Origin of the sequence: Psychromarinibacter sp. S121 (genome assembly GCF_049801035.1) — a bacterium.
Taxonomy (GTDB): domain Bacteria; phylum Pseudomonadota; class Alphaproteobacteria; order Rhodobacterales; family Rhodobacteraceae; genus Psychromarinibacter.
The window spans coordinates 39,414-63,047 of record NZ_JBNAGE010000005.1 but is presented as its reverse complement, the minus strand read 5'-3'; the positions used below and the strand labels follow the sequence as shown (position 1 = coordinate 63,047).

General features: G+C 66.4%; 21 protein-coding genes. 12 read left to right on the top strand and 9 right to left on the bottom strand.

Going from position 1 to position 23,634, the window contains the following annotated elements; translation table 11 throughout:
* The first annotated feature begins 110 nt into the window (after positions 1 to 110).
* From ACP156_RS20935 to ACP156_RS20925, 3 genes are all read left to right on the top strand, one after another.
* Complete coding sequence (locus ACP156_RS20935; RefSeq protein WP_425053335.1) at positions 111 to 665, top strand: cytochrome b; 555 nt, start codon at positions 111 to 113, stop codon at positions 663 to 665.
* 253 nt (positions 666 to 918) lie between these two features.
* Positions 919 to 1,842: a TAXI family TRAP transporter solute-binding subunit gene (locus ACP156_RS20930; protein ID WP_425053334.1), complete on the top strand. Its 924-nt coding sequence runs from the start codon at positions 919 to 921 to the stop codon at positions 1,840 to 1,842.
* A gap of 93 nt (positions 1,843 to 1,935) precedes the next feature.
* Positions 1,936 to 3,855: a TRAP transporter permease gene (locus ACP156_RS20925; protein ID WP_425053333.1), complete on the top strand. Its 1,920-nt coding sequence runs from the start codon at positions 1,936 to 1,938 to the stop codon at positions 3,853 to 3,855.
* A 10-nt stretch (positions 3,856 to 3,865) separates the two neighbouring features.
* Here the strand turns inward: ACP156_RS20925 and ACP156_RS20920 are convergent, their stop codons facing one another.
* Positions 3,866 to 4,657, bottom strand: a complete 792-nt coding sequence (locus ACP156_RS20920; protein WP_425053332.1) for an IclR family transcriptional regulator — start codon at positions 4,655 to 4,657, stop codon at positions 3,866 to 3,868.
* Positions 4,658 to 4,933: 276 nt separating this feature from the next.
* On the opposite strand from ACP156_RS20920, the gene ACP156_RS20915 reads away from it, so the two are divergent.
* The 7 genes from ACP156_RS20915 (at position 4,934) to ACP156_RS20885 (ending at position 11,916) form a co-directional block, all read left to right on the top strand.
* Positions 4,934 to 5,839, top strand: coding sequence for a dihydrodipicolinate synthase family protein (locus tag ACP156_RS20915; protein ID WP_425053331.1), 906 nt, complete (start codon positions 4,934 to 4,936; stop codon positions 5,837 to 5,839).
* Positions 5,840 to 5,929: 90 nt separating this feature from the next.
* A complete protein-coding gene (locus ACP156_RS20910; protein ID WP_425053330.1) occupies positions 5,930 to 6,901 on the top strand; it encodes a dihydroxyacetone kinase subunit DhaK in 972 nt (323 codons plus the stop codon).
* 4 nt (positions 6,902 to 6,905) lie between these two features.
* Positions 6,906 to 7,526 (top strand): dihydroxyacetone kinase subunit L, encoded by a 621-nt coding sequence (locus ACP156_RS20905; protein ID WP_425053329.1) that lies wholly within the window; start codon positions 6,906 to 6,908, stop codon positions 7,524 to 7,526.
* A complete protein-coding gene (locus ACP156_RS20900) occupies positions 7,519 to 8,919 on the top strand; it encodes an FAD-binding oxidoreductase (protein ID WP_425053328.1) in 1,401 nt (466 codons plus the stop codon). Before ACP156_RS20905 ends, ACP156_RS20900 begins: the two co-directional genes overlap by 8 nt.
* Positions 8,920 to 9,021: 102 nt before the next feature.
* On the top strand, positions 9,022 to 10,044 hold the full coding sequence (locus ACP156_RS20895; protein WP_425053327.1) for a TRAP transporter substrate-binding protein: 1,023 nt from the start codon (positions 9,022 to 9,024) through the stop codon (positions 10,042 to 10,044).
* Positions 10,045 to 10,111: 67 nt separating this feature from the next.
* Entirely contained in the window at positions 10,112 to 10,630 is a 519-nt protein-coding gene (locus tag ACP156_RS20890) for a TRAP transporter small permease (RefSeq protein WP_425053326.1), read from the top strand.
* Entirely contained in the window at positions 10,627 to 11,916 is a 1,290-nt protein-coding gene (locus tag ACP156_RS20885) for a TRAP transporter large permease (protein WP_425053325.1), read from the top strand. Before ACP156_RS20890 ends, ACP156_RS20885 begins: the two co-directional genes overlap by 4 nt.
* 123 nt (positions 11,917 to 12,039) lie before the next feature.
* On the opposite strand, the gene ACP156_RS20880 is transcribed toward ACP156_RS20885, so the two are convergent.
* From ACP156_RS20880 to ACP156_RS20860, 5 genes are all read right to left on the bottom strand, one after another.
* Complete coding sequence (locus ACP156_RS20880; RefSeq protein WP_425053324.1) at positions 12,040 to 17,409, bottom strand: TIR domain-containing protein; 5,370 nt, start codon at positions 17,407 to 17,409, stop codon at positions 12,040 to 12,042.
* A gap of 146 nt (positions 17,410 to 17,555) precedes the next feature.
* Positions 17,556 to 17,783, bottom strand: coding sequence for a hypothetical protein (locus ACP156_RS20875; protein WP_425053323.1), 228 nt, complete (start codon positions 17,781 to 17,783; stop codon positions 17,556 to 17,558).
* Positions 17,784 to 17,850: 67 nt separating this feature from the next.
* The gene (locus tag ACP156_RS20870; protein ID WP_425053322.1) at positions 17,851 to 18,066 is read right to left on the bottom strand and encodes a hypothetical protein; all 216 of its coding nucleotides are present in this window, start codon (positions 18,064 to 18,066) and stop codon (positions 17,851 to 17,853) included.
* Positions 18,067 to 18,134: 68 nt separating this feature from the next.
* Positions 18,135 to 18,350: a hypothetical protein gene (locus ACP156_RS20865; RefSeq protein WP_425053321.1), complete on the bottom strand. Its 216-nt coding sequence runs from the start codon at positions 18,348 to 18,350 to the stop codon at positions 18,135 to 18,137.
* A gap of 68 nt (positions 18,351 to 18,418) precedes the next feature.
* Positions 18,419 to 18,634 carry a hypothetical protein gene (locus ACP156_RS20860; protein ID WP_425053320.1) on the bottom strand — a complete coding sequence of 72 codons (216 nt, stop codon included), beginning with the start codon at positions 18,632 to 18,634 and terminating at the stop codon, positions 18,419 to 18,421.
* Positions 18,635 to 18,978: 344 nt separating this feature from the next.
* Between ACP156_RS20860 and ACP156_RS20855 the strand changes: the two genes are divergently transcribed.
* Positions 18,979 to 19,665 carry an NUDIX hydrolase gene (locus tag ACP156_RS20855; RefSeq protein ID WP_425053319.1) on the top strand — a complete coding sequence of 229 codons (687 nt, stop codon included), beginning with the start codon at positions 18,979 to 18,981 and terminating at the stop codon, positions 19,663 to 19,665.
* 109 nt (positions 19,666 to 19,774) lie between these two features.
* The gene (locus tag ACP156_RS20850; protein WP_425053318.1) at positions 19,775 to 20,680 is read left to right on the top strand and encodes an MBL fold metallo-hydrolase; all 906 of its coding nucleotides are present in this window, start codon (positions 19,775 to 19,777) and stop codon (positions 20,678 to 20,680) included.
* Between the two features lie 3 nt (positions 20,681 to 20,683).
* On the opposite strand, the gene ACP156_RS20845 is transcribed toward ACP156_RS20850, so the two are convergent.
* The 3 genes from ACP156_RS20845 to ACP156_RS20835 form a co-directional block, all read right to left on the bottom strand.
* Complete coding sequence (locus tag ACP156_RS20845; protein ID WP_425053317.1) at positions 20,684 to 21,748, bottom strand: YeeE/YedE family protein; 1,065 nt, start codon at positions 21,746 to 21,748, stop codon at positions 20,684 to 20,686.
* An 86-nt stretch (positions 21,749 to 21,834) separates the two neighbouring features.
* Complete coding sequence (locus ACP156_RS20840; protein ID WP_425053316.1) at positions 21,835 to 22,272, bottom strand: DUF302 domain-containing protein; 438 nt, start codon at positions 22,270 to 22,272, stop codon at positions 21,835 to 21,837.
* Positions 22,273 to 22,352: 80 nt separating this feature from the next.
* Positions 22,353 to 23,612 carry an FCSD flavin-binding domain-containing protein gene (locus tag ACP156_RS20835; protein ID WP_425053315.1) on the bottom strand — a complete coding sequence of 420 codons (1,260 nt, stop codon included), beginning with the start codon at positions 23,610 to 23,612 and terminating at the stop codon, positions 22,353 to 22,355.
* Positions 23,613 to 23,634: the final 22 nt, after the last annotated feature.

Below are 23,634 nucleotides of genomic sequence, written 5' to 3'. Positions count from 1 at the left end.
AATAGCGACATGCCGCCCTCTACCCTACAGTCAAGCGAACCAACTTGACTATTGGCCCGAACTCACTCGTCTGTGACAATAGTATGAATGCCGAGCAGGAGCCCCGCGCCATGGCCAACGTGCAATCTGCCTCTTTTCCGACCCGTTATTCGCGTGCGTCGCGCATCTTGCACTGGCTGACGGTGGTCCTTGTGCTGACGACGATCCCGGCGGGGCTGATCATGGTGCAGGACGGGCTGTCGCGACCGGTGCAGAACTGGCTGTTCCTGTACCACAAGAACATCGGGCCGATCATTCTACTGCTTGTCGTGCTTCGGCTGGCGGTGAAGCTGGCCGCGCCGCCGCCGCCGCTGCCGGCCAGCGTGTCGCGCGGGCAGGCGCTGATCGCAAGCGTGGTCCACTGGCTGCTATACGCGGCGCTTGTCGCGCTGGTCGTCTCGGGCATCGTGCGGGTTCAGGCCGGCGGGTTCCCGATGGAGTTCTGGGATCCGCTGATCGGCGGCATGATCGGCCGCAACAAAGAGCTTGCCGACGCGGCCAGCGGGTTTCACGACACCGCGAAATCCGTGCTGATCGTGCTGATCGTGATGCACGCCGGGGCGGCGGCGATGCACGGGCTGGTGAAGCGCGACGGCGTGTTCAGCCGCATGTGGCCGCCGGTCTGAGGCGCATGCCGATCCCGTAATGACGCGGTGGATTGCCGTCGCGGCACGTCGCGTGCCGGGTGTATTCATACGAGAAACCAATAGCTCTCATGTGCAGAACTAATGGGATGGCGGCTTCTTCGGCGTGGGGTATAGCCAAAACTTAATTCTCGTTCGGCAAATGAATTTGCAGGCATTCGCTTCGGGTGGGCTACTTGTGCTCTGATACGACAGCTTTCTTGTTTTTGAAACTCGACTTGGGAGGAGTCACCCGATGCTCAAGAAACTATCCCTCGCCGCCGTCCTGATGGCCTCGGCCATCGCGCCGGCCACCGCGCAAGAGCGCGTGTCGATCGGCACCGGCGGCACCGGCGGCGTGTTCTACGCCGTGGGCGCAGGCATGGCCGATCTGCTGAACACCATGCTCGACAACGTCACCGCGAACGCCGAGGTGACCGGGGCGTCCATCGAGAACATCCGCCGCGTGTCCGCGGGCGAGATGACCATGGGCTTCTCCTCCGCATCGGTGCTGTACGAAGCGCTGGCCGGCGAAGGCGCCTTTGACGGCGATGCGCAGAACGTGGCGGCGATCGCCTATCTCTATCCCGCCGTACTGCAGATCGCGGCGACCGCCGAAAGCGGCGCGACCTCGATCGCGGAACTCGCCGACCTCAACATCTCTATCGGCCCTCCGGGGTCCAACTCGTCGGTCTTCGCCGAGCGGCTGCTGACCCACGAGGACGCGTTCAACATCGGCAACGTGTCGTTCCTCAGCTATGGCGAGGCGACGGGCGCCATCAAGAACGGCCAGCTTGACGGCTCGATCATCCTTGCGGGTACGCCCGCGTCGGCGTTCATCGAACTGTTCACCACCGAGGACGTGAACCTGATCCCGGTGGATGCGGCCAACATGGAAGGGCTGATCGCGGATTATCCGTATTACGAGGTCATCGACATCGCTGCCGGCACCTACGAAGGGCAGGAAAGCGACGTGGCCGCGGTGGGCGACCCGGCGATCCTGTTCACCAGCGCCGATGCCGACCCGGAACTGATCGAGGCGATCACCAAGACGCTGTTCGACAACCTCGAGACGCTGGGCAAGGTCCACCCGGCCGCCGGGCAGATCTCGATGGAGCGCGCGACCGCTACGCCGATCGCGCTGCATCCGGGCGCCGAGGCCTACTTCTCGTCGAAGTAAGCCCCGACCGACTTGACTGAAGGCGGGGCCGGAAGCGGCCCCGTCCTCGTGCATTCGAGGGAATGCACGTAAAACCGAACCAAGAGATCCCCCATGACCGATATCACCAGCATTCTCCCGGACGAGCATCTGCCGCGTTGGGAGCACCGGATCGCCACCGGCGTCCTTGCCATTCTGGCCATACTCGTAAGCGCGCTGGTGATCTGGTCCGCGTGGTTCGGCGACATCACGGCGCTGGTCCTGCGGTCGACATTCTTCTCGTTGATGGTGTCGGCGGGGCTGGTGGTGGTCGCGGCGAAACGGACCTTCTGGCCGTGGCGGCTGGTGATCTACCTGCTGGCGGCGGCGGTGCTGCTGCCGGGGCCGTATCTGTGGGTCAACTACCTGAATATCGTCCGGTCGGGCGGCATCGCCGGATCGACGGACATCTTCCTGTTCGTGGTGTCGACCGTCTCGGTGCTGGTGCTGGCGCGCTATCTGATCGGCTGGGTCATGGTTGGCCTGGGCGTCATCGCGCTGGCATATGCCTTCTTCGGCTACCTGATCCCCGGCACCTACGGCCACGCAGGCTATTCGCTGGGCCGCGTGACCTCGAACCTGTTTTTGCGGACCGAGGGGTTGTTCGGCCTGCCGATGGGCGTCGCGGTGCAGTACATCCTTCTGTTCTCGCTGCTAGGCTCGCTGTTGCTGCGGACCGGGCTGGGGCAGGTCTTCGTCGACCTTGCCCACGCGCTGACGGGGCGGGTGCAGGGCGGTCCGGCCCTGACCGCGGTGATCTCGTCGACCATGTTCTCGTCCATCAACGGCTCGGCGGTGGCGGGTGTTGTGACCACCGGCACCTTCACGATCCCCCTGATGAAGCGCACCGGCTATCGTCCCAAGGTCGCAGGCGCCATCGAGGCCGCCGCGTCCTCTGCCGGGCAGATCATGCCGCCGGTGATGGGCGCCGCCGCGTTCCTGATGGCAGAACTCACCCAGACGCCCTACGCCACCATCGCCGCCGCAGCGCTGATCCCGGCGCTGCTGTATGTCTTTGCGCTGCTGGTGGGCGTGCGCGAGGAGGCGGGTAAATACAACCTCGGCCGCGCCGAGGCTGACGACATCCCGCAGCTGAAAGAGGTCCTTCTGAAGCGCGGGCACCTGCTGATCCCGCTGGTGGGCCTCGTCGTGTTCCTTGCCGTGGGCTACACGCCCTCGGCCGCCGCCGTGCTGTGCCTGATCGCGACGCTGATCGTCTCGGTCTTCTCGCCCAAGACGCGGATCGGCCCGGTCGGGATGGTCGAGGTGATGATGGAGACGGTGAAGAACGTGCTTCCGGTCGTCGCCGCCGTCGCCATCGCGGGGATGCTGATCGGCGTGCTGACCCTGACGGGCATGGCGCTGAAGATGTCCTCGCTGATCCTCCACGTGGGCAGCGGCAGCCTGCTGCTGACGCTTCTGCTGACCATGGTCGCCAGCTTCGTGCTGGGGCTGGGGATGCCGACCTCGGCGGCTTACCTGCTGCTGGCCATCCTGATCGCCCCGGCGCTGGAGACCTTCGGCCTGCCGGTGATCGCGGCGCATATGTTCATCTTCTATTATGGCCTTCTGTCCGCCATCACGCCGCCGGTCGCACTGGCCGCCTATGCGGGTGCTTCGATCGCCGGGGCAGAGCCGAACGAGACGGCGATGGAATCGATCCGCCTTGGGTTCGTGAAGGTGGTTGCGCCGTTCCTGTTCGTCTACGCGCCCGAGCTTTTGCTGATCGGCACGCCGGTCAACATCGTGCTGGCGGTGATCGCGGCCTTTGCGGGAACCTTCGCGGCCGGGACGGCGCTGACCGGGTGGATGATCCAGCCGCTGACGGTGGTGCACCGCGCGGGCTTCCTGCTGGTGGCGCTTCTGGAAACGGCAGCGCTGGTCTGGCCGGTCGGCAGTTCGATGAGCCTGCTGGCGGGCGCGGCGGGGCTGGTCCTGCTGGGTGTGCTGGTGTTCGGCCTGTGGGCGGGCGGACGGTCGCCGCGCGCCGCCTGAGGCACGGCGGTCAGGCCGCGCCCCCGTCCTCCGGGGTTGCGGGGTTCCATCCCAGCTTGCGCGAGATCGCCTCGGCGTGGCTGACGACGTAGGGCGCCAGCCGGTGCTGGTTCTCTTCCGTCATCCGCCGCGCCGGGCCGCTGGCCGACACCGCGGCGAACACGCGGCCCGCCGAGTTGCGGATCGGGGCCGAAACGCAGCGGACATTCAGCTTGTGCTCTTCGCAGTCCAGCGCATAGCCGCGTTCCCGGATATCGGCGAGGTCGCGGCGCAGGTCGTCGGGGTCGACGATTGTGTGTTGGGTAAAGCGGTCCTGTCCGGCCGAGATCACCCGGTTGATCGTCGCCTCGTCCTGAAACGCCAGCGCCGCCTTTCCGACCCCGGTGCAGTAGCAGGGCGAAATCTCCATCACGATCATGTCGTTCTGATCGCCGGTCGGGCCGCCGGTGGCGCGTTCCACGAACACCATGCGTTCGCCGTCGAACACGCACAGGTGCACGGACTCGTTGGTGAGACTGCTCAGCGCCTCGCAATAGGGCCGCGCCATGCGTTGCAGATCCATGTTGCTGAGGACGGTGGCGCCGAACTGGAACAGGCGGATGCCCAGCCGGTATTCGTCGCGCGCGCGCTCTTGTTCCAGAAAGCCCACCTCTTTCAGCGCGAGGATCGAGCGGTGCGCCGTCGAGCGGGGAAGGCCGGTGCGGTCCGCGATCTCTGTCACGGTCAGCGTGCGCTCGGTGGTCGAGAAACAGTCCAGCACGCTGACCAGCTTGCCCAGCGTCTTCACGCTTTTGGTTTCCATTGGCTCCTCCGTTCCACAATTCGGGATAGTATGCTGCAGGTGCAGCGTGAGCAATCCCCAGTTTATTCCATATTGCGGGATGCAAATTTACTATATTGCGGTACGTCTCGCAAAACTACTGAACGGTGCAAATTAATAAAACCAGCGAAAGCAACGTATTAGACCAGTTTCATGATATCCTATCCCGCATTGTGGTATTCAAGGGAAATATGCCGTTGACCGTTTTCGTGGTTCGCTCCTAGCCTTCATTCCGAAATACGGGAATGGAGGAACCCCATGAGCAAGAAGATCTACGGCATCATCCCGCCCATCGTCACGCCCTTCGACGCAAGCGGCGAGATTGACGAGAAGGCGCTGCGCCAGAACGTCCAGTTCGTGCTGACGCGCGGCGTCCACGGCATCTGTTTCGGCGGCAGCACCGGCGAGGGCCACACCCTGACCTCGGACGAGCTGGAGCGCGTGGCCGAGATCTGCGCCGAAGAGGCGAAGGGCCAGGTCCCGGTGATTGCCGGCATCATCACCAACTCGACCCGCGACGCCGCCAACAAGGCGAAGCTGATGACGAAATACGCCATCGACGCGCTGCAGATCACGCCGGTCCACTATGTCTTCAAGCCGGACGAGACCGCGACCTACAACCATTTCAAGACGCTCAGCGACACCACCGATCTGCCGATCCTGATCTACAACGTGGTGCCGTGGAACTATCTCGCCCCCGATCTTCTGGTGAAGATCATGAACGAGATCCCGAACGTGAAGGGCGTCAAGCAAAGCGCGGGCGACCTGAAACTGTTCGCCGACCTGATGATCACCGCGCCGGACGATGCGCTTATCTTCTCGGCCGTCGACGCGCTGCTGTACCCGTCCTTCGCGATGGGCTCGCACGGCACCATCGCCGCCAACCCGGCTGCCGTTCCGGGCGCCTGCGTGGCGCTGTGGGACGCGGTGCAGGCGGGCAATCACAAGCTGGGCCGCGAGATCCACGAGGCGCTTTTGCGGTTCTGGAACACGATCTCGGCCGACAACCTGCCGGCCAACGTGAAATACGCGCTGTCGCTGCAGGGTGTGGACTCGGGCCTGCCGCGCGCACCGATGCCGAAGACCAGCGAGGCGCAGGCCGCCAAGATCAAGGCCGCTCTGCCGGAAGTCCTGAAATACGAAAAGGTCGCCGAACCGGCCTGACCCGGACGGGGCGCGCCCGGAGGAGGGCGCGCCTTGTACCACCCTTAAAAGACCCGCTTGCGCGTAAGGGAGGACGCAATGGCAAAAGTGATGAACACCGCAGACGCCTACGTGGATGAGCTGCTGGACGGCCTGATCCTGACCGACCCCCGGCTGACACGCGACGGTCGTGCGGTGACCTTGGCGAAGGGCGGTCGGGATGGCGTGGCCATCGTGTCGGGCGGCGGCTCGGGGCACTTCCCTCTGTTCGTCGGCTACACCGCGCCCGGCTTCATCGACGGCTGTGCCGTGGGCGACGTGTTCGCCGGCCCGTCGGTCGCATCGTGCGAAGCAACGATCCGCGCCGCCGACAAGGGGCAGGGGGTTTTGCTGCTGTACGGGAACTACGGCGGCGACCGGATGAATTTCGACATGGCCGCCGAGATGGTCGACCTTGACGGTATCCGCTGCGAGACGGTGCTGGGCACCGACGACATCGCCAGCGGCTCCCCCGAAGAGGCCGCCAAGCGCCGGGGCGTGGCCGGGCTTGTGCTGCTGTACAAGATCGCGGGCGCCGCCGCCGACCGGGGCGATGACCTTGACGCCGTGGCCGCCACGACGCGGGACGCCGCCGCGCACACCCGCAGTATCGGAATGGCGACCTCGGCCTGCACCATTCCCGGCGCGGCCGGTCCGTCCTTTGAACTGGCAAAGGGCGAGATGGAACTTGGCATGGGCATCCATGGCGAGCCCGGCATCTGGCGCGACACGCTGCGCAGCGCCGACGATCTTGCCGACGAGATGATCCAGCGCCTGCTGGCCGACCCGGTGCCCGCGCCGACGAAGCGGGTGGCGCTGATGCTGAACTCGCTGGGGGCGACACCGTTGGAGGAACTGCTGATCCTCTATCGCCGGGCCGCCGCGAAGCTGAAAGAGCAGGGCATCGACGTGGTCCTTCCCGCCGTCGGCCACTTCGCCACCTCGATGGAGATGGGCGGGCTGTCGATGTCGATGATGTATCTCGACGACGCCCGCGAGGCGCTGCTGCGCGCGCCCTCCGACTGCCGCTATTGGAAGGTGTGATCCGATGGGCCTGACCGTATCCGCACTGAACGCCGCCATCGACCGCGCCGCCGCCGCCGCACGGGAGGCCGAGGCCGAGTTGAACGCCGCCGACGCCAGGATGGGCGACGGCGACACCGGCGTCACCGTGCGCCGCCTGTTCGATGCGCTGGCCGGGGCGAAGCCTGAGGACCGCGACCTTGGTGACGCCTTTGCCGCGCTTGCCCGCACCTGTTCCGGCGCGACGGGCTCAAGCCTTGGAACGCTGGTGACCGTCGCGATGATGACGCTGGCAAAACCTCTGAAGGGGAAGGAAGAACTGCCGTGGGCCGAACTGTCGGACCACCTTGCCGGCGTGCGCGACCGGATGCTTGCGCGGGGCGGGGCCGAGTTGGGCGACAAGACGATGGTCGACATGCTGGACGCCATCGTCACCGCAACGCGCGGCATCGACGATCCGGCGCGGCTGGGGCAGGTGGCGATGGACGCCGCGTCCGAGACGCTGGCCGCGTTCCGCGACCGCCCGAACCGCATCGGCCGCGCCCGGATGTTCGCCGACCGCACGGTCGGGCAGGACGATCCGGGGATGCTGGCGCTGCACCGGCTGCTGACCGCCACCGTCGCGACGGAGGCAAGCGATGCCTGAGGCGCTGATGGATACCGATCTCGACCGGGCCGAAGCGGTGCTGACCCAACTGCTGGGCGACCGCCTTGTCACCTCTAGCGGCGACCGCACGCACCACAGCCACGGCGAGGGGCTGCCGGACGCCGGGATGCCCGATTTCGTGGCCTATCCCGAGACCAACGAAGAGGTCGCCGCGCTGGCCGCGATCTGTTCGTCCCACCGCATCCCGATGGTGCCTTACGGCGCCGGGTCCTCGCTTGAGGGGCAGGTTGCGGCTGTGCGCGGCGGGGTCAGCGTTGACCTCACCCGGATGAACCGGGTTCTGGACGTGTCGCCGGGCTCGCTCGACTGCCATGTCGAGGCCGGGGTGACCCGGATGCAGTTGAACCGGCACCTGCGCGACAGCGGGTTGTTCTTCCCGCTCGATCCCGGCGCCGACGCCACGCTGGGCGGCATGGCCGCGACGCGGGCCTCGGGCACCAACGCGGTGGGCTACGGCACGATGCGCGATGTGGTTCTGGGCCTGACCGTTGTCACGCCCGACGGGCGGATCGTGCGAACAGGCACGCGGGCGCGGAAATCGGCGACGGGATACGACCTGACGCGGTTGTACGTGGGGTCTGAAGGCACGCTCGGCTTCATCACCGAACTGCGCATCCGGTTGGCGGGCCAGCCCGAGGGCGTGGTCTGCGCGGTTGCGCAGTTCCCGTCGCTGGAGGCTGCGGTTTCGACCGCAACGCTGTCGCGCCAGATGGACCTTCGGGTGGTGCGGCTGGAGCTGCTGGACGAAGTGCAGGCCGACGCCTGCATCCGGTACTCGAAACTGGACAAGATGCAGCCGCTGCCGACGCTGTTCGTGGAATTCCACGGCACGCCGCAGGCGGTGCGCGAGCAGGCGGGACTTTTCCGGGAACTGGCCGAGGACAACGGCGCGGTGTCGTGGGACGAGGCCGAGACGCCCGAGGCGCGCACCGCGCTCTGGACCGCGCGGCATAGCTGTTACGAGGCCTGCATCGCCCTGAAACCCGGCTCGCGCAACATGGGCACCGACGCCTGCGTGCCGATCGAGCATCTGGCCGAGGTGATTTTGGAAACGCAGGCCGACGTGAAGGCCAGCGGCCTGATCGCGCCCATCGTGGGCCATGTCGGCGACGGGAATTTCCATCTTGGGATCGTGTTCGACCCCGACGACGCCGACGAACGCGCCCGTGCCGACGCGCTGGCCGACAGGGTCAGCCGCCGGGCGCTGCGGTTCGGCGGCACCTGTTCGGGCGAGCACGGAGTGGGCCTGCACAAGACACGCTACCTTGCCGACGAGCACGGCGAGGGGCTGGAGATCATGCGCGCCATCAAGGCGGCGCTTGACCCGCTGGGACTGATGAACCCCGGCAAACTCATTCCGGACCGGGCCTAGGGCCCGGCGGATAACCACTGGCGCCGTTTTCCGGAGAGGAGCCGGCCGGCGCCGACACACACCGTCCGGGGGAGAGACCCGGACAAAGGGAGGACGATCGACATGAAACTCGGACTGAAAGCTGCATTCCTGGCCTCGACGCTGCTTGTCGCCGCACCGCTGGCCGCGCAGGAGAAGCTGAAGGCAACCTGGACCGATCCCGACGATCCCACGACGGCGCCCGTGACCGCCTACATGCATGTGCTTGAATCGCAGGTCGAGCGGAACACCGGCGAAGCCTACGACATCGAGCTGTATCCGAACGGTCAGCTGGGCGACCAGCGCGCGATGGTGCAGCAGGTTTCGCGCGGGTCGCTGCACTTCGCCAATATCGCTTCGGGCGTTCTGGCCTCGCTGGGCTATCCGCAGCTGGGCATCGTGGACATGCCGTTCCTGTTCAAGAGCCGCGCGCATTTCAACGCGACCATGCACCGTGACAACCCCTTCATCGCCAAGCTGCTTGACGACGTGGCGGCCGAGACCGGCATCCGCATCATCTCGCTGCACCCCTATGGCTTCCGCAACATGACGACCAAGGAAACCCCCGTGACCTCGCCCGAGGACATGGCGGGTCTGCGGATGCGGACGATGGAAGTGGTGCCGCACCAGAAGATGATGGAAGCGCTTGGCGCGACGCCCGTGCCGATCCCGTATCTGGAATTGTACACCTCGCTTCAGACCGGCGTGGTCGACGGGCAGGAGAACCCGCCCTCGAACATCATCCTGCAACGTTTCTATCAGGTGCAGGGCCACATGACCGAGACGCAGCACGTGATGACCGTCGGCGCCGTGATCACCAACGAGGAGTGGTGGCAGTCGCTCAGCGACGAGGACCGCACCGCGATCCTTGCCGCCGACGCTGAGGCCAGCCTTGCCCATGACGGCATCGGCGCGGTCAACGACCTGCTGGGCGTGCAGACGATCCGCGACGAGGGCGTCGAGGTTCACACCCTCGGGCCGGACCAGCTGGAGGCCTTCCGCTCGGCCACCATCGAGCCCACCAAGGCTTGGGCGATCGAGCAGTTCGGCGAGGAGTTCGTGACCGGCTTCTTCGACCACATGGCAAGCTACGAAGCCCAGTTCTGAGACTGGCCGCGCGCCGTCCGCGTATCGCGCGGGCGGCGTCCCTCGTTCCGGAAAAGGGATCAAGACCATGGGGCCGAACGGGCCAATCCGGGCGCTGGACCGGTTTTTCCAGCTTGTTTTCAGCAATCTCGTCGTATTGGCGCTGCTGCTGATGGTGATCGTCGTGCTGACGCTGGTGATCGGGCGCTCGGTTTTCGGCGTCGCGTTCTTCTGGGGCGAGGAGTTGGCGCGCTATACCATGATCTACATGGCGTTCATCGGCGGCGCCGTCGCCCTGCGCGCCGACCAGCATCCGCGTCTGACGGTTTTCACCTCGATGATGCCGGAGAGCGTCCAGAAATGGCTGGGCCGCTTCCTGTCGGTCTGCATGGCGGTCACGCTGGTGGTGCTTTTGTGGCAGGGCATCGACGTCGCCGTACATGACGGTCGGATGAAAACGCCCGCGCTGCGCATCTCTTACTTCTGGATCTATCTCGCCGTGCCGCTGGGTGCGGGCGCGATGCTTCTCATGCTGCTGTTCAAGCAGTTCCTGCCCCCTGCCGTCCGCGTCGACGAACAGGAAGACGTCAAGGAGGTCACCGAATGAACGCCGCCTTCGCCTGGATGCTGGTTTCCTTCGGCTTCCTGACCATCGCCGGTTTCCCGCTGGCCTTCGCGATGATCCTCGCCTGCATCGTGTATTTCATGCTGGCCGGAGAGCCGCTGTACCTCGTGGCGCAGCAATTCTTCAACGGCATCGACTTCTTCACCATCATGGCGATCCCGTTCTTTATGCTGGCGGGCGAGTTGATGGTCGCCTCGGGCACCGCCAACCGGCTGCTGAAGTTCGCGCAGCTTCTGGTGGGGCGCCTGCGGGGCGGCACCGGTTATGTGAATATCCTTGCCTCGATGCTGTTCGGTGGCTGTTCGGGCTCGTCCATCGCGGACATCGCGGCGCTTGGCCGGATGCAGACCGAGATGATGACCCGCTCGGGCTTCAGCCGCGAGTTCTCGGCGGCTCTGACGGTGTCGACCTCGATCAAGGGCGCGATCATCCCGCCGTCGATCCCCATCGTACTGGTCGGCGCGGTCACCGGCACCTCGATCGGCGGCATGCTGATCGGCGGCCTCGTGCCCGGCCTGCTGGTCGCCATCGCCATGGCCATCGCCGTTTTCATCACCACCCGGCGCCAGAACATCGAGCGCAGCGGCAAGAAGACCGCCCGCGAGGCGGTGCGGATCATTCTGGCCTCGCTGCCGTTCCTCGCCATGCCGGGGATCATCCTTGGCGGCATCCTGTCGGGCATCTTCACGCCCACCGAGGCCTCGGCGGCGGCGGTGGGCTGGGGCTTTGTCTTGCTGCTGGCAGAGACCAAGTTCAAACCGGACCCCAAACTGCTGTGGCGGATCTTCCTGCGCTCGGCCACGCTGTCGGCGGCGGTGCTGATGCTGACGGGCGCGTCGAACGTGTTCTCGTGGGTGCTGGCGTCCGAACAGGTGCCGGCGCTGGTGGCGCGGACGATCTTCGCGATCACCGAGAACCCGATCCTCGTGCTGCTGATCATCAACGTGTTCCTGCTGATCTGGGGCCTGTTCATGGACATGCTGCCGGCGATCTTCATCGTGCTGCCGATCCTTATGCCGCTGACCGGCGAGCTTGGGATCGACCCGGTGCATTTCGGGGTCTTCGCCACCTTCAACCTTGTGATCGGCCTGATCACGCCGCCCTACGGGACGGCGCTGTTCACCGGCTCTATCGTGCTGGGCATTCCCATCGAACGGATGGTGAAGCACATGCTGCCGTTCTTCCTGGCGGCCATCGCGGTGCTGCTGCTGATCACCTACGTGCCGGAAACGATCCTGTTTCTCCCGCGGCTGATGGATCTTCTCTGATCCGTCCGCCGGACTGACGCGGGCGGGACTTGCGCGACCTCAAGGTCTCCTATGTCTCGCAAGTCCTGCCCGCACCTTTTCCAGATGACCGCCGATGCCAGACCTTGCCGGGCGACCGAGGATTTACTTGGACCACTGTTCCAGCAACGGCACCGCCAGCGCGTGTTCCAGCGCCAGCCAGTAATCGGCTTCGCGGGCGCGTGTCAGAAGGTCGAGGGCGGATTGCCGGTCGCCCTCTGCGAAGGCTAGCATCGCGCTGTAGAACAGGGCTTCGGTCAGCATCTCGCCGCGCGGCAGGCCGAGTTGCGACAGCGGATGCGCGGCGAAGGCCTCCGGGTCCTCAAGCGCGGCATACAGCGCATCGGGTTCCAGACCTTCGACGAATTCACCGACCGCGTAGCCCAACAGGATCTCGCGCCATACGGCCTCGTCCTCAAGCTCGATCCGCTTCGGCCATTGGGTGGTGTCGATGTCCTCCCACTTGCGCCGCAGCAGGGCGGGCGCGCCGGCGCTTTCGCCGCCCTGCGCGTTCAGGATCAGCGACACCAGCACGGCATAGGGGTGATCGACATTGGCGGTGACGCGGCGCGCAACGGTTTCCCAGTCCTTGTAGCGATAGACCGCCTGCGCCACCGCGCGCCAGATCCACGGGGACACGCAGTTGGGCGAGAAGTCGTCGGTGCAGCCGGTGGCTTCGGTCAGGCGTTCCATCTCGGGCAGGAAGTCCTCGCCGTGTCCGGCCTGAATCGAGACCGAGAAGCGCTGGGTGTAGAGGTTCGCGAGTTCGCTTGGGGGCGCGCCGCTGAACGGGGCGGCGAGCAGGGCGAGATTGGTGATCTTCTCCGCCGCCGCGTGACCGTCCAGCGCGTCGACCACCTTGGCCAGCAGCGGCACAAGGTAGATCCGGAACGCGGGGTGTTCCATCGCCTCGGTCAGATAGATCCGGGCGTTGCGCCATTCGCGGGATCCGGCTTCTCCACCCGCGAAGGCAAGCAGCCCGCGCAGGTACGAAACATAGGCCTGAAACCACGCGGGGTCGCCCTGGGCGCCAAGGTCGGGCGACTGTCCGTAGGTCGCCTCGAACAGGTCCAGCATCGCTGCCACCCGCGCGCGGTCGTCCGGAAAGATCGAGGCGGCGAGGGACTCGGCGGCGTAGATGGCCAGCATCGGTTTGCCGGTCGTTTCGGCCATCTCCATCACGCGCCGCATGCAGGGGCGGGTGTCGGCGCGAACAGAACAGTCGCCCGCAAGCTGCGAGGCGACGACATACAGAACGCTCAGGTCGTCGATGCGGTCCAGCCCGCTGAGCATGAAGCGCCGCCCGACCGCAAGCGCGCCCGCGCCGTCGGCAAGGGGATCGTGCGCCTGCCAGATCGCGCGTCCCAGCCAGCCGGCCCGCGTCGGTTGCAGGCGGTCCGGATCGCCGACCGTGGCGGCGAAAGACAGGGCGTCTTCCAGCCATCCGGGATGGTCATTCACCGCCTTGGCGCCAAGCAGGCACAGGCCGAGGTGCAGAAGCTCTTCGGGGGGGATTTCGCTTGATGTGGTGTATGAAGAATGGCTGGCAAGCCATTCCAATTGCGCGATTTCAGGCGCACCGAGTGTTGGGCGCACCGGATCCGCGCAACCTGACTGGAAACGGGCCCGCAACAGGTGGGTTTCCGCCGCGCCATAGCTGGCCACGAAGGCGGCCCGCGCCGCTGCCGGGTCCGATGCGGTGGCGGCAGCGAAGGCGGTGGAGGCAGCAGTGATCTCGTCGGCGATCAGGTGCTCGATCCCCCGCATGACGTCGTCCGCCACACCAGAGGCAGGCGGGGCGCTGGCGTCCCCCTGCAGCAGGTCGCGCCAGAGGGCCTGGTGCGCGGCGCCGTCAAACTCGCCATTGGCGGCGGCCGAGAACACCAGCCCGCCCAGCAGCCAGTCGAACCGCAGCATCGGTGCAGCCCTTGGTGGCTCTGTCGTGGCGGCGTCAGAGGCGATCAAGGCCGCCGAGAGACGGGCGAGGTCGGTGCGCGAGAAGGTCCGAAGCGCCCAGTTGCGCCGGGCGGAGGACGCGGCGTCGAGATAGCCGGGCATGGTCTGAGGCTGGACGAACCGGTGCGGCTCCGCCGCAACCGCGTCATAGGCGCTTGCAAGAACGGCTTCGGCGATGGCCTGCGGATCGGTGGACGCATCTACGCTGACTGCCTCGGTCCAGTCGGTATCGAGGGTTTCGACCGCGACGTGCCCCGGCGGAATGCGGGCGTCGGCAGAGAGCGACACTTCGATCCCGGTCAGGCCGAAGTCCCGCAGCAGCCGTGCCCGGAGCATATTGGCGGCGGTCTCGAAGGTCTCGGACGGGCGGCCGGAGCTGTCGTGGTAAAGCGCGGCTTGCAGGGCGGACCACGCCCGCATGTCCGCGCCCGGCGGGGCCGCCAGCACCCGGATCGCGGCGGCCTCGAAGCTCACGTGCCGCAGGCTGTCGGCCAGATCCGCCTGACGCGCGCGCAAAGCATCGCGGGCCGCCGTATCCTCGGCATCCGCCTCGGAGGGATCGGGCGAAGGATCGGACGGCGGCGGCAGCAACTCGGCGACATTGGAGGGCACGGGCGGGTCGAGAACCGCGCCGCCAAGGTCCGACACCTGTGCGATTTCAGCGCCGCCCGATGTCAAGGCTCCCAGCGCGAAGGGCAGGTTGGCAAGGGAATGGCCGGACTGCATCCAGCCCAGCACATCCTCTGTCGCGCGGTCGCCTCGGATCGCCAGAAACTCCTGCACCGCCGTATCGAACCGTTCGGGCAGCGCGGTCAGGACCGCGTCCAGCGCCACCTCGTCCAGCACGATGGCGGGCTGGTCCAGCAGCAGGTTGCGCAGCATCATGGTAAAGTCGACGCCCGGCGGCAGGACGCGGCTGTTGGCGTTTCGATCCCGTCCGGCGTTCCACAGCGGCACGCTCCAGTCGGGGACGTAGTAGTAATCCGGCGACTGCGTTGCGGGCTCTGCCGGGATGAAGGCCGCGGCGTTCTCTTCGAAGAACCGGCGCAGGTCGTCACGGTCGAGCGTCCGCACATCCAGCATGTGCCGGGTGTCGGTAAGGGGCGCCATCGCGTCGAACACCACCTCTCCCGCGCGGCGGATCACGATGCGGCCGGGCGGATAGTCGGGGTTTTCGATCAGCGTGAAATGCCCGGGCGCGGGAAAGCCCCGATATTCCGCCAGCGCATTCGCGGTCGATCGCCAAAGGACCGGGAACAGGCGGGTGTCGACGGCGCGCTCGGTGGAATATTCCAACTCGAACACCGAGGACTGCGGCACGTCCACCGCGTCCACCGCGTATTCGGCGATGGCGTATTGCGGATCGACCGCGGCGGTCGCGCCGGTCAGCACGCCGCGCAGAACGCCGAAGCGATCCTCGCGCGAGCGGGCGTAGGGGTCGTTCAGGATGTAATGGGTGAAGCTTTCCAACGTGCTGATGTCCGCCACGCCGGTCGCGGCGGCGACCCGTTCGTCGAAGGCCGCGCGGCGCTCGGCGATCATGCGCTGTTCGGACTGCATGTAAGACCACGCGCCCAGCCCGACCGCCGCCAGGGCCAGCCCCGCCGCCAGCGCCACGGTCAACCGCGTGCGGCGACGCAGACGCGCGCAGCCCTCGAGATAGGCGCGCTCTGCCGCGCCCAGACGGTCGGCGTAGCGGTCCTGCTCCAGCAGCGCCCGCGCTTCGGCAAGGCGCGCGCCACGGTGGTTCAGCAGCACCGCGGGGCGGCCCGACTGGTCCCACAGCCGCGCCGCGTCGGCGGTGTCCCGCAGCACTTCGATCCGGTGGATTTCAGGCTCCAGCCAGTCGCGCATCCGGCTCCATTCGCGGAACAACGCCTCGTGCGCGACCTCGACGGTGGCCTCGGCGCCCGCGCCGCGCCGGACCACAAGCCGCCATGCCTCGAACTGAAGAAGCAGGTGCTGCTGGTCCTCGGTGAAGGCGCTCCAGTCTGCCGTGCGCCGGGTGACGCCACCGCCTTCCGCGACGTCGACGAGCGCCGGGACAAAGGTGCCCTCGGCCAGCCGCACGCGCTGCTGTAGTTCGGTCGCGCTGGGAAGCCGCATCATCTCGGCGCCGGGGACCTGTCCGATCAACGCCTTTTCCGCCGCGTCGGCGATCAGGCCCGACATGCCGCCAAGTGCTTGATAATCCTCAAGCCGCAACTCTTCCGAGGCGCTGAACTGATCCCACAGGCGTTGCAGCGCGAAGGCCAGAAGCGGCAGCGCGTCGCGTTCCGGCGCGTCTTCCATGAAGGCGTCGACCAGCGTCGGCGACAGTTGCACCCCGTAGCGCGCCGCCGGTCCCTCGATCACATCGGCGAAGCGGAACGGCGGTAACTGCCGCAGGTCGTATCCGCGCGCCTTGAGATCGCGGAAGCTGGGATGGTTCTGCAACTCGGGAAAGCTGTCGGTGCGGATCGTCAGGGCGACCAGCCAGCCGCGCCGGCCCGACAGCGCCTCGGACAGGCAGGTGCCAAGCTGGGTTTCGGCCTCTCCGGCGGTGCGCAGCAGTTCCTCGGCCTGATCGACGGCGATCAGGATGGTGGCGTTCGGCGCGCCCGCCGCCTTGCGAAGCCGGTCGGCAAGTCCGTTCAACACGTCGGGCAGGCCGCCGGTTTGGATCGCGCGGCCCAATTCCGCGCGGATCTGGCCGGGCGGAACGGTGACGCCGAGGTCCGCGAAGCTGCGCGAGATCGCCTCGGCGAAGGCCCCCAGCGGGTCGATGCCCGGACGGAAGGCGCGAAGCGGCAGCCACGATTGCGTCTCGCGCCGAAGCCTGGGCAGGATGCCCGCCTTCAGGACCGAGGATTTGCCGGCCCCCGATACGCCGAGGATCACCAGCGGCCGCCGGTCGGCATTGGCCCGCATCGAACGCAGTTCCTCGATCGCCTCGGCAATCTCGCGCGAGCGGCCGTAGAAGATCGCCGCGTCCGCGTCGGTGTCGCCGAACGAGACGAGGCCGGGAAAGGGCGTGGGCCGCGCCGCGGGGTCGGTGGCGAAGGCGGTGGGGTCCAGCCCGATCTCGGATTGCGCGCCGAACGCGCGCAGGCTGCGGGCCAGCAGGTCGGCGGTGGTGTGGTCGGCGTCCAGCCGCAGCGCGCCGTCTTCCGGGACCGCATTGCGCATGTCAACGCCCTGCGTCTCGGCCAGCACCCGGCGCAGGCGGCGCCCCGGCTCTCCGTCCGGTGGCGCGGCGAGGTCGACAAGGAACACCGGCAGGATGCTTTTGCCCATGTACCACGCGGCTTGGAATTCGTTGAAGCACTCGGACGAGGACAGCCAGTGGCCGGTGATCACGCAGATCACCACGCGGCAGGACGCGGCCTGATCGCGCAGGCGGTCGGTCCAGTTCTCGCCGCCCAGAATGTCGAGGTGATCGACGAAGGTATCGCGGAAGCCGTGGCGGTGCAGCCAGTCCAGCAGGTTGCCGACGAGGGCATCGTCCTGATTGGCGTGGCTGATGAAGACCGTGGCCATCGTGCGATGCTCCTTCCCGCGGAAACCTAGCAACCGCGTGGCGCCGGTTTCAAGCGTCCTCTCTGCCGTGGGCCGCGGGGGGCCGACAAAAGAACGGCCCGCAATCGAGGCGGGCCGTCAAGTTGGGGAGGGAGGGAAGGGTCGGGTCAATTGCACTGCCAGATCGTCACCATGTTGCCGTTGTAGTCGAAGCCGTAGATGTCGAGGACGCTGACCCATTCGCAGGTGCTGGCGGTCAGAAGGATCCCGGGCTGGGCGACGGTCGTGTCGGTTGCCTGGTCGAAGGCTGCGAGGTCGGTCGGGGCAGAGGCGTGGGCGGCGGCGGTGAGGGAGAGGGAGAGCGAGAGGACGTTGGCGAGGCATTTCAGGGACATTGCGGTTTTCCTTTCGGGGTCCTCCCGTCGATCCGGGAGGAGGATCGACGGGGCGTTTCGGGGGCGGTCAGTAGCACTGCCAGACGGTGACCCAGTTGCCGTAGTAGTCGTAGACGGTGACCCATTCGCAGTAGTAGGCGGTCTCGAAGCTTTCGCTGTTTTCGGCTGCAACGGGGGCCAGGTCGGCGAGGGTGTCGAAGGTAAGGGCGTCGGCGGGGGTAGCGGCCTGTGCGGTGACGGCGGTCAGGGCGAAGGCGGCGGCGGTCAGGGCGATCTTGAACATTTGGATTTCCTTTTCAGAGTTGGTTTTGGTTTGGTTTCAGAGGGTTGAGGGGTCGGGTTCGGTCGGGCTCAGTAGCACTGCCAGACGGTGATCCAGTTGCCGTAGTAGTCGTAGACGGTGACCCATTCGCAGTAGTAGGAGGTCTCGAAGCTTTCGCTGGTTTCGGCGGCGACGGGGGCCAGGTCGGCGAGGGTGTTGAAGGCAAGGGCGTCGGCGGGGGTGGCGGCCTGGGCGGTGACGGCGGTCAGGGCGAAGGCGGCGGCGGTCAGGGCGATCTTGAACATTTGGATTTCCTTTTCAGAGTTGGTTTCGGTTTCGTTTCAGAGGGTTGAGGGGTTGGGCTCGGTCGGGCTCAGTAGCACTGCCAGACGGTGATCCAGTTGCCGTAGTAGTCGTAGACGGTGACCCATTCGCAGTAGTAGGCGGTCTCGAAGCTTTCGCTGGTTTCGGCTGCGACGGGGGCCAGGTCGGCGAGGGTGTTGAAGGCAAGGGCGTCGGCGGGGGTGGCGGCCTGGGCGGTGACGGCGGTCAGGGCGAAGGCGGCGGCGGTCAGGGCGATCTTGAACATTTGATTTTCCTTTCGGTGTTGGGTGTTTGGTTTGGTGTGTCTGTCTGTCTGCGTCTTGATGATGTAGTTTTTACACTAACAGTAAGTGTTGTAAACACACTTAATGAAGGCCTTGTCCGGAAATCCGGTAAGGCTTTGATACGGAAAGTAAAAAAGTTTGAGATTTTGAGCGTTAGTGGCGCATTCCGGATGGAATCACCCACCCGGGATGCCCTGACTCCGCGACTCACGGCGTGGTTTTGACGGCTTTCGGGGTAGGGGAGCCGGCTCTGGCGGCCGATTCCGCACGGTCTTTACAGGGCTGGCGGACGAAAATAGTGTCCCGTCCACACAAAGAGGTTCCGATGCCCTATACCTATGACTATCCCCATCCGGCGGTCACCGCGGATGTCATCGTCTTCTCGATCATCGAGGGGCGGCTGAACGTGGCCCTGATCCAGCGCGCGGCAGAGCCGTTCAAGGGCTCCTGGGCTTTGCCCGGTGGCTTCGTGCAGATGGACGAGGATCTGGAAACCGGCGCGCGGCGGGAACTGGCGGAAGAGGCCGGCATCAATCCCGAACATCTGGATGGCCTGCCGTTCTTTCAGATCGGCGCATATGGGCGACCGGATCGCGACCCGCGCGAACGGGTGATCACCGTGGCCTTCGCGACGCTGGTGCCGATGGATCGGGTGGCGCTTGTCGCCTCAAGCGACGCGGCCGAGGCCCAGTGGTTCCCGCTGGACGACCTGCCGCCGCTTGCCTTCGACCATGCCGCAATCTTGTCCGATGCCCGCGCGGCGCTTGCGCGGATGGTCGAGACGCGGCTGACCGACGAGGCTTCGGCCGTCTTCGCCTTTCTGCCGGACGCGTTCACGCTGGCGCAGGCGCAGTCCGTGTTCGAGATCGTGAAGGGGCAGGAGCTGGACAAGCGCAACTTCCGCAAGTGGATCGACGCGAACTGGGAGATCGAGGACCTGAAGCGCAAGACCACCGGAGGCCGGCACCGGCCCGCGGCGCTGTTCCGGCTGGTGGGGCTGAAGGCGGGCTAGGGCGTTACGGAAAACGAAGGGACAGCGGCATTGCCGCTGGCCGGGGCGGGTTTCTCTCTATAACATTCACCAAAGCGAATTTGTGATTTCTTTGGGAGGAGAAACCGGCATGAATCGTCGTGATCTTTGCATCGCCATGGCCGCAAGCGCCGTCTTGCCCATCTTCACGACCCGCGCGGTCGCGAATGTGGCGGTGGCGGGCGGAACCCTGACCACTGTCAGCGATGGCAACCTTGTCCTGCCGCCCGCCTTCGTGCTGAGCGAATTGACCGACGCCGAGAAGGCCGAGGTCGCTTCGCGCTACGGGTTCGGCGAAGGATCGTACGAGCCGCCCTGCAACCTTACCCTGTTCCGCAAGGGCGACATGACGGTTCTGTTCGACGCGGGCTCGGGCGGAGAGTTCATGCCCTCGGCCGGTTCCCTGCTGGACAGTCTCGACGCAGCCGGGGTGTCACCCGAGGACGTGACGCATTTGCTGTTCACGCATGCGCATCCGGATCACCTGTGGGGGATCATCGACGACTTCGAGGATCTCGTGTTCGCGAATGCCGAGTACCGCATCGGGCGGGCCGAGTGGGACTATTGGACCCGGCCCGAGACGGTGGATGAAATCGGGGCAGAGCGGCAGGCTTTCGCGGTGGGCGCGGCGCGACGACTGGCGATACTGGAGGACCGGATCGACTTTTTCGACGATGGCGAAGAGGTGCTGCCGGGTATTGCCGCCGTCGCGACGGTCGGGCACACGCCGGGGCATATGTCTTTCGACATCATAGGCGACGGAGGCGGCGTCTTCGTGACCGGCGACGCCATCGCCAACCCGCATATCTCCTTCGGCTGGCCGGGCTGGAAGCTGGGCAGCGATCAGGACCCCGAGACTGCGGCGGCCACGCGGGTGGCGCTGTTCGACCGGCTGGTGGCCGAGGATCGGACCGTCGCGGGGTTCCACCTGCCCGGAGGCGGAATTGGCCGCGTGGCAGCGGACGGCGACGGCTATCGCTTCGACGCGGCGGAGTAGGGGTCAGGACAGGGTGGGCTGGGCGCTGTGACGGCCAAGCAGGGCATTCGTCAGCAGCGCACCGGCCCACATCGACGCCACCGCTACCCACGCCGTCAGCGCAAGGATCGCGCCGCCTGAAACGCCGGCGCCGACGGCGCATCCCCCCGCCAGCATCGCGCCGAAGCCCATCAGCACCGCTCCGACAAGGTAGCGTTCCATCGGGGTATCGGCGCCGAAGCGCTGGATCTGCCATTCCCCGGTCGCAAGCGCCGTCATGGCCGAGCCCGCGAAGACGCCGGGGACAAGGCCGATGCCGAAGGACAGCGGCAGGTTCCGCTCGGCGACCAGCGCCATCAGCGTATCGGTGGACGGCCCGGTGAAGGTGACCGAGGCGATGGGGATGACCTCGAACGAAACGGACGCGATGGCGTAGGTCGCCATCCAGCCAAGGGCGACGGCGAGGCCCACGACACCGCCGGCCAGCACCCGGCTGACGCGCACGCAGTGCCGTCGCGCCAGTTCCAGCCCTGCCAGCAGTCCGGCCACGCCGAAAGCCGTCGCGGCCCAGCCCGGCAGGCCCAGCAGGGCGGCAAGATCCCGCGACCCGCCGCCGGGAACGGTCCACAGTGCCGCGATCGCCTCGCGCGCGGGGGCAAGGATGCCGCGATACGAGGCCTGTGCGACCAGCGTGACGATCAGGCCGGTGACAAGGGCGCGCATGTTGCCGGTGCCCGACAACACCAGCAGGCGGCTTGCGCAGCCCCGGGCAAGGATCATCCCCGCTCCGAACATCAGCCCGCCGATCACCGCGCCGCTGAGACTGCCCGTCGCGGCCAGTTGCCGTGCGCCAGAGACGTCCAGAACCCCGGTAAGGATGGCGAGTTGCGTGGCGAGAAGCGCCGAGAAGAAGGCCAGAAGCCAGACCGCCATGCGCTCTCCGGGCCGGCGCTCGGCGACCTCGATGGTGGCGGCGCGCAGGCAGAAGCGGGAATGCTGCGCCGCCGCCCCGAAGAGAAGCCCCACGGCAAGGCCGCTTGCGCCCAGAAGCGGCGCCTCGCCATAGGTGTCGATCAGGGTTTCCAGCATCCGGCGTCTTTCGTTCCGCCGCAGGCTACCCGGCAGCCACGGCGGTTGGCATGATCTGCGTCAATCCGGGGCTCCCGGCGGCAGGATCATTCGGCGATCGCGTCCTTCACGATCCCGGCCAGAAGCTCTTCGACCGCGTCCATCGCGCCGTCGGGATAGTCGTGGTGGCCGATGGTCACCTTGCCGTCCATCTCGGCGACGAAGATGTTGTAGGGGCAGTGCACGATGTTCATCGGGTCCGCCTCCATCACCTGCCGCGACACGACGGCCGAGCAGAAGATGTAGATGTCCGCCGCCTCGAACAGCATCACGTCGCTGCCGACGTCCTCGCCGGTGCGGTTCAGCATGTCGCCGACGTGGCTGACGTAGTCGATCACAAGCCCGTGGTCGACGATGGCCGATTCCAGCGCGAAGGTGGCGTCGTCGAAGCTGCCTGCATAGTCGTAGGTGATAGCGTCCTGCGCGAAGACGGACGGCGCAAGGCCAAGCGTGGCGGCAGAGGCTAGGGCGAGAAGCAGTTTCATGGCGCGGTCCTTTCCGGTGCGTTTCAAAGTGTTTCGGGGCAGGGTGGTCCGGCCCCGCGAAGGGCCGGACCTGGGAGGCGTCAGCCGAACATGTCGGCGGTAATGCCGGCATACCAGCCGACGGATTCCTCGTAAGTGGCCTTGCGCAGCGCGGCGTCTTCGCCGGTCTGCGACACGAAGCCCTCGACCGAGGCGATCTTTTCCTCGGTCGGCTCGTAGCTGGCGCCGACCTTGACGCCGTCGTCCACGGCGATCAGCGACCAGCAGGTGTTGGTGTACTTGGCCGGGAACACGCGGCTTTCGGTCAGCGCGCCGCGGATGGCGTTGGCGCAGACCTTGGCCTGACTGTTGGCCGAGAAGCCGGACTTGGGCATGTCGCCCTGCTGGCTGGCGTCTCCCAGCACGTAGATGTCCGGGTCCGCCTTCGACGACATGTCGGTCGGGTTCACCGGCGCCCAGTTGCCGTCGGTCACGCCCGCGACCTCGGCGATGTGGCCGGCCTTCATCGCGGGGATGACGTTGCAGACGTCCACGTTCTCGACGCTGCCGTCGATGTCGATCGTCATCGCATCCGCATCGACCGAGACGTTGTTGCCGCCGAAATCCGGGCCGATCCGCTCGATCATTCCGCCGTAGTGCTTCTGCCAGCCTTCCTCGAACAGACCCTGTTTCGAGAACTTCTCTTTCGGGTCGACGATCAGGATCTTGGCGGTGGGGTTGGTCTGCTTCAGTTGCCACGCCACCATCGACACCCTCTCGTAGGGTCCCGGCGGACAGCGATAGGGGTTGGGCGGCGCGATCATCGCGAAGGTGCCGCCCTCGGGCATCGCCATGACCTGCGCCTTCAGAAGCTCGGTCTGCGAACCGGCCTTGAAGGCGTGGGGCATCTTGTTCTGGACCGAAACGTCCCAGCCGGGCACCGCGCCGTCGACGAAGTCGATGCCGGGCGACAGGATCAGCTTGTCGTAGGGCAGGCTGGCGCCGCTGGCGAGCGTTACGGTCCTGGCGTCGCGGTCCACCCCGACGGCATAGTCGTGGACAACGTTGATGCCGTATTCCGAGGCCAGCGTGCCGTAGGTATGGGCAAGGCTGTCAAGCTCGCGGAAGCCGCCGAGATAAAGGTTGGAAAAGAAGCAGGTGTAGTAGGTCCGCGACGGCTCGATCAGCGTGACGTCGATCTCGCCTTTCGAGTCCTTCGCGATGTAGCGCGCGGCGGTCGCTCCTCCGGCGCCGCCGCCGACCACCACGACACGGGGCATCCCGTGCGCCGCGGCCTGAACCTTCGGCGCGGCCAATACCGCGCCGGCAGTCGCCACGAACGTGCGTCTGTTGAATTTCATTGTCTCCTCCCTGTTTTCGCCC